Annotated in this window: 14 protein-coding genes; 7 read left to right on the top strand and 7 right to left on the bottom strand. The window is 68.3% G+C overall.

Annotation, left to right across the window (positions count from 1 at the left end; genetic code table 11):
• Nucleotides 1-201: 201 nt before the first annotated feature.
• Entirely contained in the window at nt 202-2,649 is a 2,448-nt protein-coding gene (locus WFH44_RS01550; RefSeq protein ID WP_336711208.1) for an Ig-like domain-containing protein, read from the top strand.
• Between the two features lie 61 nt (nt 2,650-2,710).
• Here the strand turns inward: WFH44_RS01550 and WFH44_RS01545 are convergent, their stop codons facing one another.
• On the bottom strand, nt 2,711-4,078 hold the full coding sequence (locus WFH44_RS01545) for a sugar porter family MFS transporter (RefSeq protein WP_336711207.1): 1,368 nt from the start codon (nt 4,076-4,078) through the stop codon (nt 2,711-2,713).
• A 390-nt stretch (nt 4,079-4,468) separates the two neighbouring features.
• Here WFH44_RS01545 and WFH44_RS01540 point away from each other — a divergent pair, with 390 nt between their 5' ends.
• Nucleotides 4,469-6,445 carry an amino acid transporter gene (locus tag WFH44_RS01540; RefSeq protein WP_336711206.1) on the top strand — a complete coding sequence of 659 codons (1,977 nt, stop codon included), beginning with the start codon at nt 4,469-4,471 and terminating at the stop codon, nt 6,443-6,445.
• A 27-nt stretch (nt 6,446-6,472) separates the two neighbouring features.
• Here the strand turns inward: WFH44_RS01540 and WFH44_RS01535 are convergent, their stop codons facing one another.
• Both WFH44_RS01535 and WFH44_RS01530 read right to left on the bottom strand, forming a co-directional pair.
• Nucleotides 6,473-7,171: a maleylpyruvate isomerase family mycothiol-dependent enzyme gene (locus WFH44_RS01535; protein ID WP_336711205.1), complete on the bottom strand. Its 699-nt coding sequence runs from the start codon at nt 7,169-7,171 to the stop codon at nt 6,473-6,475.
• Nucleotides 7,172-7,260: 89 nt separating this feature from the next.
• On the bottom strand, nt 7,261-8,715 hold the full coding sequence (locus WFH44_RS01530) for an amino acid permease (protein ID WP_336711203.1): 1,455 nt from the start codon (nt 8,713-8,715) through the stop codon (nt 7,261-7,263).
• 388 nt (nt 8,716-9,103) lie between these two features.
• Here WFH44_RS01530 and WFH44_RS01525 point away from each other — a divergent pair, with 388 nt between their 5' ends.
• The 3 genes from WFH44_RS01525 (at nt 9,104) to WFH44_RS01515 (ending at nt 10,297) form a co-directional block, all read left to right on the top strand.
• A complete protein-coding gene (locus WFH44_RS01525; protein ID WP_336711201.1) occupies nt 9,104-9,610 on the top strand; it encodes a DUF2231 domain-containing protein in 507 nt (168 codons plus the stop codon).
• A gap of 121 nt (nt 9,611-9,731) precedes the next feature.
• Entirely contained in the window at nt 9,732-9,959 is a 228-nt protein-coding gene (locus tag WFH44_RS01520) for a hypothetical protein (RefSeq protein WP_336711199.1), read from the top strand.
• A gap of 101 nt (nt 9,960-10,060) precedes the next feature.
• Nucleotides 10,061-10,297 (top strand): DUF1059 domain-containing protein, encoded by a 237-nt coding sequence (locus WFH44_RS01515; protein WP_264796377.1) that lies wholly within the window; start codon nt 10,061-10,063, stop codon nt 10,295-10,297.
• Nucleotides 10,298-10,363: 66 nt separating this feature from the next.
• On the opposite strand, the gene WFH44_RS01510 is transcribed toward WFH44_RS01515, so the two are convergent.
• Nucleotides 10,364-11,626, bottom strand: coding sequence for an alpha-hydroxy acid oxidase (locus WFH44_RS01510; RefSeq protein ID WP_336711197.1), 1,263 nt, complete (start codon nt 11,624-11,626; stop codon nt 10,364-10,366).
• Nucleotides 11,627-11,677: 51 nt separating this feature from the next.
• Nucleotides 11,678-12,982 (bottom strand): MFS transporter, encoded by a 1,305-nt coding sequence (locus WFH44_RS01505; RefSeq protein WP_336711195.1) that lies wholly within the window; start codon nt 12,980-12,982, stop codon nt 11,678-11,680.
• 156 nt (nt 12,983-13,138) lie between these two features.
• On the opposite strand from WFH44_RS01505, the gene WFH44_RS01500 reads away from it, so the two are divergent.
• Nucleotides 13,139-13,531, top strand: coding sequence for a hypothetical protein (locus WFH44_RS01500; protein ID WP_336711194.1), 393 nt, complete (start codon nt 13,139-13,141; stop codon nt 13,529-13,531).
• Nucleotides 13,532-13,559: 28 nt separating this feature from the next.
• Here the strand turns inward: WFH44_RS01500 and WFH44_RS01495 are convergent, their stop codons facing one another.
• Complete coding sequence (locus WFH44_RS01495) at nt 13,560-13,919, bottom strand: hypothetical protein (protein WP_336711192.1); 360 nt, start codon at nt 13,917-13,919, stop codon at nt 13,560-13,562.
• A 259-nt stretch (nt 13,920-14,178) separates the two neighbouring features.
• Between WFH44_RS01495 and WFH44_RS01490 the strand changes: the two genes are divergently transcribed.
• Nucleotides 14,179-15,342 (top strand): glycoside hydrolase family 3 N-terminal domain-containing protein, encoded by a 1,164-nt coding sequence (locus WFH44_RS01490; RefSeq protein WP_336711191.1) that lies wholly within the window; start codon nt 14,179-14,181, stop codon nt 15,340-15,342.
• Nucleotides 15,343-15,373: 31 nt separating this feature from the next.
• On the opposite strand, the gene WFH44_RS01485 is transcribed toward WFH44_RS01490, so the two are convergent.
• Nucleotides 15,374-16,054 carry a FadR/GntR family transcriptional regulator gene (locus WFH44_RS01485; RefSeq protein WP_336711189.1) on the bottom strand — a complete coding sequence of 227 codons (681 nt, stop codon included), beginning with the start codon at nt 16,052-16,054 and terminating at the stop codon, nt 15,374-15,376.
• Nucleotides 16,055-16,071 lie beyond the last annotated feature (17 nt).

The raw sequence follows: 16,071 nt of genomic DNA, 5'->3' as shown, positions 1-16,071 counted from the left end.
GCGCGCACCGCCGTCGTACTTCCGGCCCTGACCGAAACGTTTAGGCTCCGGCACCGCGCCAATTTTACAGCCGTCCCCGCGAAGGGGGCGCTGCTCAAGTTTTCCCCAAGCGCGCAGGCCTAAAACGTTCCATGGCTTGTTGCTGCCAGGCCTCCACCCGGTTCAGCGGGGCATTCTTCCCAGCAGCGCGAAGGAGTCGTCATGCGCACCTTTTCCACCAAGCGAGGCATCGGATCCGGCCGCGGCGGGAACGCAGCGCGGTCCCGCACTGGAGACTCCGAGTCCGGAGAGGCACCGCCGCCGGGAACCGGGAAAGGCAGGCTCGTTCCATCGATAGCCGCGGCGGCCATGCTGGCGGCGGCGCTCGGGCCGATGGGGGCGGTCCCGGCGAGCGCCGATGTCGCGGCCGTGGGGCCGGTGGACGCGCAGAACGGCTTCCCGACCTGGTACTCGGACGGCAGCGTGAAGCTGCAGCTGTGCTACATGGCCGGCGCCGGCTGCCTGGCGGAGCCGCCCAACCCGGCCGCGCCTGCTTCCTATCCGGACAACTTCCCGGAGGAGGCCTTCTGGTTCGCGGCCGAGGCCAGCGGCGGAAACCTCGGGCTCTACGAGGCGGCGCTGGAGGCGGCGCACGTCAACGGGCCGGTGGCTCCCGGCGAGCAGATGGGCTTCGGCCGGCTGCGCTTCATCCTGAACAACCTCAAGCCGAACACGGCCTACACCATCACGCATCCCTACGGCGTCAACACGATCACCTCGGAGCCGGACCCGAAGAACGCCGCGCTCGGCCGGATCAAGACCACCATCGATTCGGGCGTCTGCGCCCCCACTCCCCTGGTTCCGTGCAACTGGGCCGGCGTCGGGGCGGCGTTCCTGGGCGACTACGCTGTGGGCACCACCGCGTCCTTCCTGCGCCAGACCGGCGCCGCGCCCAGCACCCTGGGCGACATCAACACCCCGCGTCCTGTCACCGGCGCGCCGTCCGGGACCAACGCCGTCGTGGTCACCGGTCCTGACGCCGGCGGCCCCGGGATCAACACGCTGACCGTGGACACCTTCACCGTGCAGGGGCTGATCTTCAACGGCGACGACGGCGCCCCCAGCGCCCCGGACCTCGCGACGGCGAGCGACAGCGGCCGGTCCGCCACGGACAACATCACCAAGGTCACGACGCCGGTGTTCACCGGAAGCATCCCCGGGGCACCTAACGCTGCGGGAACCGTGGAGCTCATGATCGACGGCGCCGCCACTCCGGCCGCGTCCGCCCCGCTGGCGGCGGGCGCCTACTCGCTGCAGTCCGCCGCGGCGCTGGTCCCCGGCGTGCACCGGGCGCAGGCGCGCATCGCGAATCCCGCCGCCGCGACGGACCCGGCGGCGCCACCGTTCCTGGTCTCGCCGACGCTGACCTTCACCGTGGACACCACGGCTCCGGTGGCCTCGGTGGTGGCGCCGTTCCCGTCCACGCCGACCCTGGACAACACGCCCACGCTGAACTACACCGCCAACGAGGCCGCGCAGTTCGAATGCCGGCTGCTGCCCAGCAACGCGGCCTGGGATCCCGGCTGCACCTCGCCGATGACCTACGACGCGCAGGTGAACGGCACCTACATGTTCGGCGTCCGCGCCACGGATGCGGCCGGCAACGTCGGCGCCGAGGCGAGCCGGGCCGTGCGGATCGGCCCCGCCGACACCGCAGCCCCGACCGTCAGCGCCCGCGGCCCGGCCTCCGCGGCGACCAACGTCGCCGCCAACGCCAACGTGACCGCAACCTTCAGCGAATTCATGCAGGGCGTCACCGGCACCACCTTCACCCTGCGCAACGCCGCGGGCACGGTCATCCCGGCCACGGTGACCTACGACCAGGCCACCAAGCGCGCCACGCTGAACCCCACGGCCAACCTCGCGCCCAGCACCACCTACACGGCCCGGCTGACCGGCGGCGCCAGCGCCATCAGGGACACCGCCAACATCGCGCTGGCCAGCACCAGCTGGACCTTCACCACGGGCGCCGCGCCGACCGTCACCGCCCGGACCCCAGGCTCCAACGGCACGGCGGTGGCCTCGGCGGGCAACCTCACCGCGACGTTCAGCAAGGCCGTCGCGGGGGTCAGCGGAACCACCTTCACGCTGAAGAATGCCGCCGGAACCGCAGTTCCCGGCGTCGTTAGCTACAACGCCACGACCCGCGTGGCGACGCTCGATCCGTCCGCCAGCCTGCCGGCCGACACCCGCTACACGGCGACGCTGACCGGCGGCGCGACGGCGATCCGCGACACCGGCGGCACCCCGCTGGCGAGCACCAGCTGGTCCTTCACCACCGGCCCGGCGCCGACCATCACCACCCGGACCCCGGCGTCCGGCGCCACCGGGGTGCGGCGCGCCAACAACATCACGGCGACGTTCAGCGAGGCCGTGCAGGGCGTCACCGCCAGCACGTTCACGCTACGCAACGCCTCGACCGGCGCCGCGGTCTCGGCCGTGGTCAGCCGCAACGGGACCACCAACCAGTGGATCCTCAACCCCGGCGTGACGCTGGCGTCCAACACCCGCTACACCGTCACCATCACCGGCAGTACGACGGCGGCGCGGGACCTCGCGGGTAATCCGGCGGCCACGTCATCCTGGAGCTTCACCACCGGGACGCTGTAGCCGTACCACGTTCGCCGGGCCGCTTCAGGCGGCCCGGCGAGTCCTGCTTGCCGTACTTCGCTCAGACGGAGGTGCGCCAGTGCGAGGTGCCGAGCTGTTCTTCCATCTCTTCCAGCGGTACGCCCTTGGTCTCCGGCATGACCTTCAGGACCCAGATCAGCTGCCCGATCATGCAGACGAAGAAGATGGAGAAGGCCCACCCGCCACCCAGCGCGACGATCACCGGCGGAAATGCCCACGAAGTGATGGCCGCGAACACCCAGTGGGTGAGGCTTCCCAGCGACTGGCCGCGTCCGCGGATCCGGTTGGGGAAGATCTCGGAGATGAAAACCCAGATCACCGCGCCCTGGCCGAACGCGTGGGACGCAATGAACACCAGCAGGCCCACGAGCACCAGGATGCTGGAGGTCGTCGTGAAGACGGGCTCGTAGTAGAACATGACTGCCGCGAGGAAACCGAGGCTGATCAGATAGCCGATCGAGCCGACCAGCATGAGCCGGCGCCGTCCGAAGCGATCGATGACTGTCAGCGCGGCCATGGTGGCCAGCAGGTTCATCAGGCCCACGGCGACGCTCATCAGGAAGGCCTGGTTGGTGGACGCGCCGGCCCTCTGGAGCACCTCTGGGGCGTAGTACAGGATGGCGTTGATGCCCGACAGCTGGTTGAACGCGGCGATGGCCACGGCCATCAGGATGACTCTGCGGTGCTGGGCGGTGAAGAAGGGGACGCTGGGGGCGTTCTCGGCCGCAGCCAGCGAAGCGCGGAGCTCACCGATCTCCAGGTCGAATTCGGCCTGGGTGCTGCATAGCCGGCGGGCGATCTCGGCGCCCCGCTGGTCCTGGCCGACGCTCATCAACCAGCGTGGCGTCTCCGGCACGGTGAGCAGCAGGAACAGGAAGAGGATCGCCGGGAGCGCCATCACGCCGAACATCCACCGCCAGGCGGTGTCGGCGGGGAAGGAGATGCGGATCAGGTAGTTCGACAGATACGCCAGCAGGATGCCGAGCACGATGTTGAACTGAACCAGGCCGACCAGGCGTCCTCGATGGGCGGCCGGCGAGATCTCGGCGGTGTAGATCGGGGCGCACACGCTGGCCATGCCCACCCCGACACCCCCGAGGAACCGGAAAATCATGAACGGCACGAGGCTCGTGGCCAGGGCGGAGCCGAGCGCACCCACTACGAAGAGGGCGCCGATGACGAAGAGCATCTTCTTGCGCCCGTACCTGTCCGCCGGCGCTCCGGCGGTCAGGGCACCGAGGATCGTACCGATGAGCGCGGTGGCAACGGTGAACCCAAGGCCTCCCGCGGTCAGCTCGAACTCCCGCTGCAGTGCCTCGATGGTCCCCGAGATCACGGCGGTGTCGAAACCGAAGATCAGGCCGCCGAGTGCGGCGACGATGGCACTGCGAATGACGAGCGGTCGCATGTGATGTCCAAAGGTGAAGAGGCCGTTCCCCCGCGCCCTCGCCCGGGGGCCGGCCGAAAATTATGCTCCAGCCGATCGACGTGCACCTCGAGGCTCCCGGAGGCGTCCTCGATCATGACGGCTATCGACTATATGGGAGGAAGCCGGCCCAGAGGCGGTCCCCCACCGTGATGGTTCGCCGCGTCCCGCACCTGTGCTGAACGGGTGAACCGCTTCGGTTCTGTAGGGGAATTTTATACCCGGGTGGCGAGCGTGTGGCGGATGGATTGCCGTCTGGATTGCCGGCGTAAAGGAGCCATCAAGAATGTGCCCCGGCGGGTGCGCACGGCTGCCCCGCGGTGTTTACTTCAACTGTGAACGCGCCGCGCCCGGCGGCACGGGACGGAAGCCATGACGACATTGAGCTGGCCGCCGGCCGATCCCTCGGCTCCCCGGCCAAGCCGTAAGGAAGCACTCAGGAGCTGGCTGCTGTTCGGGCTGCGGGACAGCAGGGGAACCCATCTGGGCCCCGGCCGGGCCAGCGATCCCTACGAGACGAAGCACTCGTGGTGGCACGTGATGTGCCTGACCGGCGTCGACTACTTCTCCACCCTGGGCTACCAGCCGGCGATCGCGGCGCTGGCCGTCGGGGTGATCTCCCCGCTGGCCACCGTGGTGCTGATCGCCGTCACCCTGCTCGGGGCGCTGCCGGTCTACCGGCGCGTGGCGCGGGAGAGCCCGCACGGCGAGGGCTCCATCGCGATCTTCGAGCGGCTGCTGCCGGGCTGGGCCGGCAAGCTGCTGGTCCTGGTCCTGCTGGGTTTCGCCGCGACCGACTTCATGATCACCATGACGCTCTCGTCCGCCGACGCCACGGTCCATGCCCTGGCGAATCCGGCCGCTCCGGACTGGCTGCAGGGCCAGAACGTCCTGGTCACGCTCTTCCTGCTGGCGCTGCTGGGGGCGGTGTTCCTGCGCGGATTCACCGAGGCGATCGGGGTCGCCGTCGTCCTGGTGGTCGTGTACCTGGGCCTCAATGCCGTGGTGGTGGCCAACGCGCTGCTGGAAGTGCTGACCCATCCGGCGGCCCTGGACAACTGGTGGACGGCCCTGTGGACGTCGCACGGGGACCCGATCATGGCGGTCGGCATCGCGCTGCTCGTCTTCCCCAAGCTCGCCCTGGGGCTGTCCGGCTTCGAAACCGGCGTGGCCGTCATGCCGCAGATCCGCGGCGACGAGGACGACACCGAAGACAAGCCGGAGGGCCGGATCCGCCGGACTCGGCACATGCTGGCCGCCGCGGCCGCGATCATGAGTGTCTTCCTGATGACCAGCAGCTTCGTCACCGTGGTCCTCATCCCGGCCCAGGAGTTCCAGCCCGGCGGGCAGGCCAACGGCCGCGCGCTGGCCTACCTGGCGCACCAGAACTTCGGCGCGGGCTTCGGCAGCCTGTATGACCTGAGCACCATCGCCATCCTCTGGTTCGCCGGCGCGTCCGCCATGGCGGGCCTGCTGAACCTGGTCCCGCGGTACCTGCCGCGCTACGGGATGGCGCCGGCCTGGGCCAAGGCCGTCCGGCCGCTGGTGCTGGTGTTCAGCCTCATCGGCTTCCTGGTGACGTGGCTCTTCGGGGCCGACGTGACCGCGCAGGGCGGCGCCTACGCCACCGGCTTCCTGGTCCTGATGACCTCGGCGGCGGTGGCCGCCACGCTCTCGGCCCGCGGCCGGAAGCAGCAGCGCCGGGCCATCACGTTCGGCCTCATCTCGCTGGTCTTCGTGTACACCACGGTCGCCAACATCTTCGAGCGGCCCGAGGGCATCCGGATCGCGGGCATGTTCATCGCCGGCATCATCCTGGTCTCGCTGCTGTCCCGGGTGGGCCGGTCCTTCCAGCTGCACGCCACCCGGGTCCATCTGGACCAGCAGGCGCTGGAGTTCATGGCCCCGATTGTGGACGGACCTATCGCGCTGATCGCCCACGAGCCCTCGGACAGCAACGCCGCCGACTACCGGCAGAAGGTGGCCGCCGCCATCGAAGTCAGCCAGCTGCCCCTGACCGACGAACCGCTCTTCCTCGAAGTGGTCGTCGACGACTCCTCCGAGTTCGAGACGGAGCTGCGGGTCAAGGGCGTGACCCGGCACGGCTACCGGATCCTCGAGGTCCACGGCCCGGGCGTCCCGAATACCATCGCCTCCGTGCTGCTCCACATCCGCGACGTCACCGGTCTGATGCCGCACATCTACTTCCGCTGGACCGAGGGCAGTCCCCTCGCCAACTTCCTGCGCTTCCTCTTCCTGGGCGTCGGGGAGATCGCTCCCCTCACCCGCGAAGTACTCCGGGAAGCGGAACCAGACGTCGCGCAGCGCCCGCAGGTCCACGTCGGCTGAGCAGCAGGCGGCCCCTCCGGGCGGGCCTTACCAGGACGGTAGTGCCGGCAGTGCGCCGTCCGCCCGGACATGTTCGGCGTCGCCGCGTGCCAGCCACTGGAGCAGGCCCTCGCGGTCGGACTCGATGCGCACGCCGCCGTCGCCGATGACCCACTCGTCGCCCTCTTCGGTCACCAGCGTCATGCCCGGCGCATCCTTGGCGGACAGCGTACCGATGACGGAGTCGAGGGCGTTCAGCAGGGAGTCCGGGTCCGCTTCCTCGATGGTCCAGGCGGTGTCCAGGTCATGATGGTGGACCACCACTTCGGCGATCCGCAGCGCGACGATGGACGTCGAGGGAAGCACCTTGGTGTGGACCCGCACCTCCTGGGCCGCGAGCTCCCCGCCCAGCCGCTGGGCCTGCTCGGCGAAGTTCCGGGCGGACTCCCGCACTTCCTGGATCAGCTCCTCCCGCGGCAGCGCCGCGAGGGCGGCGATGGCCTCGGCGCGGGCCTCCGGGGAGGCATACAGCGGTCGTTCCTCGCCCGTCGTGGCCCAGTCGATGAGGTTGAGCAGGGCGTGGCTGTTGGAGGCGACGTGGGCGATGACGTCGGCCCGGGTCCACCCCTCGCACAGGGAGGGGGCGGCCAGCTCGTCGTCGGACAGGGACCCTACGGTGGCCAGGAACATGCCGGTTTCCCGGTCGAGGCGGGACAGGTCCGAGTGCAGAAGTGATCGATTGCTCATGCCGCCAGCCTAGCCACCGGCCCGCGGCCAAACCATTATCCCTGCCGCGCTGTTCCATATCGGGCTGATATGGAACAGCGCGGACACGGTTACTTGCGGAGCGCGGGCTCCGGCTCGGCAGACTCTGCCGGCTCGGCCGCAGGGGCGTCCACCTTGATCCAGGCGTTCTCGCCGCGGCGGTAGCGCCAGACGCCCAGTGCCACAACGACGACGGCGAGCCCCACCGACAGGATCAGCGACTCGCGCGTCTCCTCGAGGATCACCATGCCGATCAGCAGCGCGATGATGCTGGCGATCGCCAGCCAGGTCAGGTACGGGAAGAACCACATCTTCAGCGTGAGGTTCTTGGCCTCGGCCCCGAGGCGCCGGCGCAGGATCAGCTGCGAGGCGGCGATGACCAGCCAGACGAACAGGGCGATGGCCCCCGAGGTGTTGACCAGGAACAGGAACACGGTGTCGGGCGAGATGTAGTTCAGGCCCACGGTGATGAAGCCGACCACGGTCGAGGCCAGCACCGCACCGGCGGGCACGCCGCGCTTGGAGATCTTGGTCCAGGAGCGCGGGGCGTCGCCGCGGGTGGAGAGGGAGAACAGCATGCGGCTGGCGGTGTAGAGGCCGGAGTTCAAGCAGGACAGCACGGAGGTCAGCACGATGACGTCCATGATGACGCCGGCGCCCGGGATCCCGTACAGCTCCATGACGGCCACGTACGGGCTCTTCGCCACGGAGGCGTCGTTCCACGGCAGCAGGGTCACCACGATGGCGATCGAGCCGATGTAGAACACCAGGATGCGCCACACGGTGGAGCGCACGGCCTTCTTGACCGCGGCGACGGGGTTGGCCGATTCGCCCGCGGCAATCGTGGCGATTTCCGCGCCGAAGAAGGCAAAGACGACGACGAGGATGCCCGACAGCACTGCGGCGCCGCCGTTCGGGAAGAACCCGCCCTGGCCGGTCAGGTTGGACAGGCCCGGGGCCTCGACGCCGGGCAGCAGGCCGAGGATCGCGGCGATACCGAACAGCAGGAAGCCGACGATCGCGGCGACCTTGATGGAGGCGAACCAGAACTCGAATTCGCCGAAGGACTTCACCGAGGCGACGTTGGTCAGGGTCAGCAGCACCATCAGGATGAGCGCCCAGACCCACTGGTCCACGCCGGGAACCCAGCGGTGCACGATCGCGGCGCCGGCGGTGGCCTCGATGCCGAGCACGATGATCCAGAACCAGGCGTAGAGCCAGCCGATGCTGAAGCCGGCCCAGCGGCCGAGGGCCTTGTCGGCATAGGTGGAGAAGGACCCGGTCTCCGGGTTGGAGGCGGCCATTTCGCCGAGCATCCGCATCACGAGGATCACCACGAGGCCCGCGGCGGCGTAGGCCACGAGGATGCCGGGGCCGGCCTGCTGGATCGCGGCGCCGGAGCCGACGAACAGCCCCGCGCCGATGACGCCGGCGATGGCGATCATCGACAGATGCCGCGGCTTCAGCGACTTGGACAGGCCGGGCGATGCGGCACCGGCCGTCTGGGTAGGCGCGTCAGAGCGCATGAAACGTACTCCTTGATTGGCAGAACTTCGGCCCCGCGGCAGCGTCAAACGGGCGCGGTCGGCCCGGCGAAGACGAGCGGCGGACCGGAAGTTTCGTAAAGGGGATCCCCGCAGCCGCTAGGACGGGCGGTCGGGGGCAGGCATCTTTGTCCCGATCAAGTATGCACCCTCACGCCCGTCAGCAAAATCGGCGGATCCTGACGGTTATCGTTCGGTTTAGCTGACGGATTGCCGCTCTCCCCCGCTGGCGGCGCCACCCGGCCAAACGCCGTCGCACGTCTCCCCGCCCACCCAAAGCTGGGCGATGCGCGTTGGGCCCTGTTGCTTCCGGGCAGGTGGTGCTTGGATTGCCGCAGGTGTATCGGAAACTCCATCCGCAGGAGGAGCCATGGCAGACCAGTCGGCCCAGCAGCAGGCCAAACAACCGAAAACCGCCCTGGCCGGACCGTACGGCCACCCGTTCCACCCCATCCTGGTCACCGTGCCGATCGGCGCGTGGATCGCCGTGCTCATCTTCGACGTGGCTGCCATCGTCACGGATGACCCGGAGGTCTTCGCCCGCGGGGCCGTGTGGCTGACCGGGATCGGCATCGTCGGTGCGCTGGTCGCCGCGGTTTTCGGGTTCCTCGACTACTCCCAGCTGGCCGCCGGCACGAAGGCCAGGGAGACGGCAACCATCCACATGTCGCTGAACCTGCTGGTCACGCTCCTGTTCCTGATCGCGTTCCTGGTCCGCCAGTTCGCCGGCTACCGGGACCTGAGCCTGGTCGGCTTTATCCTCACCGTCATCGGCCTGGGCCTGCTCTCGGCTTCCGGTTACCTCGGCGGAATGCTCGCCTACCACTACGGCGTCCGGGTGGCGGACGAGCAGACCCAGAGCGAGGGGTTCCGGTAGGTGGTGCGCCACCGCAGGAATAACGACGGCGGAGGCGGTCGGCACGCCGTCGAAAGCGTCTCTCCCCGACAGGGCGACGGTTACTATCACTGAACGACGCACCAAAGCATGGGAGAACATCATGGCTGGAAACGGGATCAAGGCCGCGGCTCTTATTCGCGATGGGGGTGCCAAGGCAAAGCTGACCGCGGCCAGGTTCTATGCCATCGCCAAGGACCCGGCTACGCAGGAGAAAACAAAGAAGCTGGTCGACGACGGCAAGAAGGTCTACGAAGCCCTGACCAGTCCTGAGGCGAAGCGCCTGTACCGCCAGGCAGCGGATCTGGTCAAACAAGCGCGCAAAAAGTAGACGGCCGGCACCCCCGGCGGGGTCAGTTAGGCTCGTCGCGCGTCGATCGTCAGACAGGCGAACACCAATATACGAAGCAGATCGCAGGAAGGGAGCCACACATGAAGACCATGACGTGCCGGCAGCTGGGAGGACCTTGCGACCTCGAACACCGCGGCGAGACCGCCGACGACGTCATCCAAGCCCAGGACCGCCATCTCAAGGAGGCAGAGAAGGCCGGTGACGCGTCCCACCAAGAGGCCCGCGACGCGATGAAGGGCCGCTGGCGCCACCCGAAGAAGTCGCTGGGCTGGTACCGCGACATGAAGGAGGCCTTCGCCGGTCTCCCCGAGGACTGATCCCGGCCCACCAGACCTGACAGCGAAGGCGACGCACCGGCCTTAGCCGGGCGCCGCCGTCGATATTTAGGCCAGGCTCCCGGCCGCGGTGACGCTGCCCTGCGACACGGGCACGAGGCGGCTGAGCTGGGTGACGTGGCGCGGTTCGAGTTCCTCGAGCGAGGAGACGCCGAGCAGGGCCATGGTGCGCTCGATCTCGCTGCGGAGGATCTCGATCATGCGGTCCACACCCTGGCGGCCGCCGGCCATCAGACCGTAGAGGTAGGCGCGGCCGACGAGCGTGAACTTGGCGCCGAGGGCGACGGCGGCGACGATGTCCGCGCCATTCATGATGCCGGTGTCGACCATGACCGTGGCGTCGCGGCCGACCTCGCGGACCACCTGGGGCAGCAGGTGGAACGGCACGGGGGCGCGGTCGAGCTGGCGGCCGCCGTGGTTGGAGAGCACGATGCCGTCGACGCCGAGGTCGATCAGCTTGACCGCGTCCGGCACGTTCTGCACGCCCTTGACCACGAGCTTGCCCGGCCACATCGCGCGGATGATCTCCAGGTCCTCGTAGGAGATGGTCGGGTCCATCGCGGAGTTCAGCAGGTCCCCCACGGTGCCGCCGGTCGACGACAGCGAGGCGAATTCGAGCTTGGGCGTGGTCAGGAAGTCGATCCACCACCACGGGCGCGGAATCGCGTTCAGGACGGTGCCGGCGGTGAGCTGCGGCGGGATGGAGAAGCCGTTGCGCTTGTCCCGCATCCGGTGGCCGGCGACGGGGGTGTCGACCGTGAACATGAGCGTGTCGAAGCCGGCGCGGGCGGCGCGTTCCACCAGGCCGTACGAGATCTCACGGTCCCGCATCACGTAGAGCTGGAACCAGTTCCGGCCGGCCGGGTTGGCGGCCTTCACGTTCTCGATGGAGGTGGTGCCCAGCGTGGAGAGCGTGAACGGGATGCCCGCTGCCCCGGCGGCGCCGGCACCCGCGATCTCGCCCTCGGTCTGCATCAGACGGGTGAACCCGGTGGGTGCGATGCCGAACGGCAGGGCCGAGAGGCCGCCGAGGATGGTGGTCGAGGTGTCGACGTGGGCCGCCGGCTTAAGGATGTCGGGGTGGAACTCGATGTCCTCGAAGGCCTGGCGGGAGCGCTGCATCGAGATCTCGCCCTCGGCCCCGCCGTCGGTGTAGTCGAAGGCGGCGGCCGGCGTGCGCCGCTTGGCGATGCGCCGCAGGTCGTACGTGGTGAGCGCCGCGTCGAGCCGGCGCTTCTTGCCGTTCAGTTCGGGCTTCTTGAACTGCATCAGTTCGAAGAGCTCTGCGGGTTTGGGAAGCTGGCGGTTCATAATACTGATCCTCTCTGGAAACTGCCTGGTCCGGAAGCGGGTCCGGATGCCTTAGCTGTCCTGGTGGGCGACGCGCTTGATGAAGAAGGACGCGGTGATCGATACCGAGGCGCAGGCGGCGACGTAGACGGCGATCGGCCACCACTGTCCGCCGCTGATCTCGAAGAGCCAGGCCGCGATGATCGGAGCGGTGCCGCCGAAGATCGCCGCGCCGAGCTGGTAGCCGAGCGAGGCGCCGGTGTAGCGGACCTCGGGGGCGAAGTTTTCGGCAATCAGCGTGCCGAGGATCGCGTTGACGCTCCCCCACAGGATGCCGAATCCGACGACGGTCGCGGCGAAGAGCGCCCAGGTCGCCCCGGTGTTGATCACCAGGTAGTAGGGCACCACGAGCAGGATCGTTGCGGTGGCGGACCAGCGGTAGAGCTTGGCGCGCGGGATGCTGTCGGAGATGCGGCCGAAGATGGGCATCCAGATCGTGGCCACAAGCGCGGCCGCCGCGACGGCGAGGAGGACGGTGTTCTGCCGCGCCCCCAGGACGCCGGTGGCGTAGGCGATGACATAGGTGCCGAAGATGTAGAAGGGGCCGGTTTCGGCGGCCTTCGCGCCGATCGACACCAGCACGGCGCCACGGTGCTTCGTGACGACCTCCTTGATCGGCAGGCGCAGCTGGGCGCCCTTCTCCCGAATCCGCTTGAACTCGGGCGTCTCGTCGAGGCCGTTGCGGATCCAGAGGCCGATGAAGACGAGCACCACGCTGCCGACGAACGGCACGCGCCAGCCCCACGTCATGAACTGGCCGTCCGGGAGCATGGTCAGGAGCGCGACGACGCCGGCGGCGAGCAGCATGCCCAGGCTGATGCCCATCTGCGGCACCGCCCCGTAGAGCCCGCGTCGATTCTTCGGTGCATACTCGTAAGCGAGCAGGAGCGCGCCGCCCCATTCGCCGCCGATGCCCAGGCCCTGCAGGATGCGGAAGGCGATGAGCAGGATCGGTGCGGCAATGCCGATGGCCGCGTAATCGGGCAGCAGGCCGATGGCGACGGTGCCGCCGCCCATCAGCATGAGCGTGATGAAGAGCGTCTTCTTCCGGCCGATGCGATCACCGATGTGCGAGAAGATGATGCCGCCCAGGGGGCGGAAGAAGAAGGTCAGCGAGAACGAGATGTAGGCGAGCAGCGTCGACACGAACTCGTTGTCGCTCGGGAAGAACAGCTTGTTGAAGACCAGGGCGGCGACCGTGCCGTAGACGAGGAAGTCGAACCACTCGATGACGCTGCCGCTGAGGCTGCCCAGCAGCACGCGGTAGTTCAGCTTCTCTGCGCTCTGGGTTTTATCTGGGGACGTAGTGACCGTCACGAATCTCTCCTATGGGAATCGGAGCATGTGTGGCCCTACCATGTGGTCCGACCACAGAAAACTGTAAAGGTGTGACTGCTGCCACGTCAAGGTGTGGCGCAGGAGACCTCCCTGCCAGCTATCGACTTCCCGTTCGGCCGCTGTCATCCTGTTGCCATGACAGCGAGCCGGAATGCGGTGGTCAAGGAACCGTCCATTGCTCTGTGGCGCCTGCTGGTGCACACAGGGGCAGGCGTACTCGTGGGCCTTGCAGCCTATGCCCTGATCGCATGGCTGGATGAGCCACCACATCAGCTGGTGGCGATCATATTTGCCGTTCTGGGCGGCGTGGCCGCGTTTGGGGTCAGCCGGATGAGGATGCGGGCCGCCGTGCAGCGCCATCTCTGGGAGAAAGCCGGCGACGCCGCTGACTTCGGTGTCCTTGCCGTCCTGCTCGGGCTCAGCCAGTCGTCCGGCGCCGGGGGCGTTGCGCCGTCCGGATTCTGGGGCGGGTCGGCCGAGGTCGGTGGCGGGTTTGACGCCGGGGGCGGCGGGGACAGCGGCTGTTAGCCTCCGCCCACCATGCCCGGCGTCCGAATTAGCGGAGTGTTCCGCCGATCACCAGCATGAGGAAGAGGGCCACCGGGAATGCCACCGCTGCCATGGCCGCAGCAAGCAGCGAGGATGCCGTCAGTGCAATGACTCGCTGACGCCTGATCCACCGGGGATTGGCGCGGTGCAGAATCAGCGCTGCGTAGAGGCCGAGCACAGCGACGGCGGCGGGGAAGCCGAGGAACAACACCGCCTGCCCCACGTTGGAAACAGGGTCGCTTGCCGTGTACATGGACGCCGCGTTGATTGTGTGCGGCCCGAACACATTGACGAGGATCAGCAGCAGCGGGTAGACCGTCAGGCTGAGCGCCATGATCGCCAGCCCGGCCTTCCTGAGCGTGATCATTGGCCCGCCCTGTCCACAACGGCCGCAAGGGCTCTGGCCCATCCGGTCCTGCGGGGACGCGCCTCCGTGGCTAGGCTCTGCATGGCAGCACTCTACCGACGTGCGGCGTTGAGGCTTGTGCCGCTGAACACACATCTGCCAGCTGCCGGCGCCCACGCGATCGTGTCCGATTTGGAACCTTTTGCCCGGCTCGGGACAACGCGCCCGCGCGTAGAGTGCTGCTTGGATCTCCGTCCGGTCCGTCCTGAGGAGCAGGGATATGTCACTTCGTTGGTCTGCGGCCGTTGCGGCCGCCGTGGTGCTCGGCCTGACCACAGCGGCACCCCAGGGACTCGCGCAGGCGAGCAGTCCGCCGTCGTCCGTTGCCGTGGAGAGGACAGCCGCGGTTCCCACACCGGCGCAGCAGCTGGCCAAGCTGACCCTGGACCAGCGGATCGGCCAGGTGGTGATGGGCGGCGTTCCGGCCACCGGTGCCAGCAGCAGTGATCTGGCCATGATCAAGCGCTACCACATGGGAAACATCTTCCTGTCGGGCCGCAGTTCCAAGGGCGTCGCCGCCACGCGCAAGGTGACCAGCGCCCTGCGCGCCACCGTATCCGCCCGTTCCACCGGTGGCGTTCCCCTGTTCATCGCCACCGACCAGGAAGGCGGATACGTCCAGGTGCTCAGCGGTCCGGGCTTCGAAACGATTCCCACCGCGCTGCATCAAGGCCGCTGGCTTCCGCGTTCGGTGCAGGTCAGCGCCAAACGCTGGGGCGCGCAGCTGCGCTCGGCCGGGGTGAACGTGAACCTGGCGCCGGTGGCGGACACCGTTCCGGCCTCTATCGGGACCAACAACCTGCCGATCGGCTACTGGAACCGCGAGTTCGGCAACACGCCCGGTCCCGTCGCCGCCGACGTGGTCGCGTTTTCGAAGGGCATGAAGGCGTCTGGAGTCGCCCCGGTGGTCAAGCACTTCCCCGGGCTGGGGCGCGTCCACCTGAACACCGATATTTCGAGCGGCGTCACGGACACCGTCACGACGCGCCACGATGCCTACCTGCGGCCCTTCAAGGACGCCATAGACGCGGGCGCCCGCTGGGTCATGGTTTCCAACGCCTACTATTCGAAGATCGACGCCCGCCACATCGGCCCGTTCTCGCCTACCATCATGCGCACCATGCTGCGCTCCGACCTGGGCTTCACCGGCATCGTGATCTCCGACGACCTGTGCAATGCAAAGCAGCTCTCCCCCTGGTCCCACAGCACTCGGGCGCGCGCCTTCTTCAACGCCGGCGGCACCATGCTGCTGTGCACCGACGCCCGCGACCTGCCGGCGATGCAGCGGTACCTGCACGACTACGCGCTGGCCCACCCGGCGTTCCGCGCCAAGATCGACGCGGCGGCGCTGAAGGTGCTCGAGGTGAAGCACGAAGGGACCTAGGCCAGTCGCTCGAACGACGCGAGCGGGCGGACTAGCCGGCTGTTTCCAGGTAGTACCCGCGGATGTGGTCCCGCACGGCTTCCGCGGCCCGCCGGCGGTCCCCGCCGCGGAGGGCGTCGAAAATCGCGCGGTGTTCCGAACGGAGCCGCCCGGCAGTAGTCGCCCAGTCCGGAAGCGCCTGGGCCCGGGCCAGGGTGTGGTCGGCAATGGCGGTGCGAAGGGCGTCCATGAGCATGCTGATCAGGGGGTTTCCGGCGGTCCGCGACATCGTCACGTGGAATTCGGCGTCCAGCTGGAGGAAATCCTCGACGGCGATGTCCGGGTCATCCATTTGCTTTAGGAGCCGCTCGGCGGAGTCCCAGTCTCCCCGCTCGGATTCGGAGTGCTCCGCCGCCCACGTCTCCAGCAGCAGGCGCATCTCGTACACGTGCGAGTGCTCGACATGGCTCGTCGCGATCTGCAGGTTGAGCAGCAGCGCCATCGCCTGCGCGGGTGCCGCGGTGACAACGGTGCCCGACCGCGGGCCGGAGCCTGTCGAGGCCTGGATGGTTCCCAGCGCCTCGAGGACCTTCAGCGCCTCGCGCAGGGAGCTGCGGGAAACCTTCAGGGTCTCGGCAAGGGCCCGCTCGCTCGGCAGGTGGTCGCCGACGCGCAGGCGGCCGCTGGAGAGCTCCTCGGTCACCCAATTCATCACTGCTTCGTGCGCTTTCATCGCCACCGATTATCGCA

The organism is Arthrobacter sp. USHLN218 (genome assembly GCF_037144715.1).
Classification (GTDB): Bacteria; Actinomycetota; Actinomycetes; order Actinomycetales; family Micrococcaceae; genus Crystallibacter.
Note: the sequence above shows the minus strand (reverse complement) of the source record. Positions and strands in the feature narration are given on the sequence as shown.

Bases quoted from the DNA above. Each gene is read 5' to 3' on its own strand.
- WFH44_RS01550 (WP_336711208.1), top strand. From the start codon at position 202: ATGCGCACCTTTTCCACCAAGCGAGGCATCGGATCCGGCCGCGGCGGG.
- WFH44_RS01545 (WP_336711207.1), bottom strand. From the start codon at position 4,078: ATGCGACCGCTCGTCATTCGCAGTGCCATCGTCGCCGCACTCGGCGGC.
- WFH44_RS01540 (WP_336711206.1), top strand. From the start codon at position 4,469: ATGACGACATTGAGCTGGCCGCCGGCCGATCCCTCGGCTCCCCGGCCA.
- WFH44_RS01535 (WP_336711205.1), bottom strand. From the start codon at position 7,171: ATGAGCAATCGATCACTTCTGCACTCGGACCTGTCCCGCCTCGACCGG.
- WFH44_RS01530 (WP_336711203.1), bottom strand. From the start codon at position 8,715: ATGCGCTCTGACGCGCCTACCCAGACGGCCGGTGCCGCATCGCCCGGC.
- WFH44_RS01525 (WP_336711201.1), top strand. From the start codon at position 9,104: ATGGCAGACCAGTCGGCCCAGCAGCAGGCCAAACAACCGAAAACCGCC.
- WFH44_RS01520 (WP_336711199.1), top strand. From the start codon at position 9,732: ATGGCTGGAAACGGGATCAAGGCCGCGGCTCTTATTCGCGATGGGGGT.
- WFH44_RS01515 (WP_264796377.1), top strand. From the start codon at position 10,061: ATGAAGACCATGACGTGCCGGCAGCTGGGAGGACCTTGCGACCTCGAA.
- WFH44_RS01510 (WP_336711197.1), bottom strand. From the start codon at position 11,626: ATGAACCGCCAGCTTCCCAAACCCGCAGAGCTCTTCGAACTGATGCAG.
- WFH44_RS01500 (WP_336711194.1), top strand. From the start codon at position 13,139: ATGACAGCGAGCCGGAATGCGGTGGTCAAGGAACCGTCCATTGCTCTG.
- WFH44_RS01495 (WP_336711192.1), bottom strand. From the start codon at position 13,919: ATGATCACGCTCAGGAAGGCCGGGCTGGCGATCATGGCGCTCAGCCTG.
- WFH44_RS01490 (WP_336711191.1), top strand. From the start codon at position 14,179: ATGTCACTTCGTTGGTCTGCGGCCGTTGCGGCCGCCGTGGTGCTCGGC.
- WFH44_RS01485 (WP_336711189.1), bottom strand. From the start codon at position 16,054: ATGAAAGCGCACGAAGCAGTGATGAATTGGGTGACCGAGGAGCTCTCC.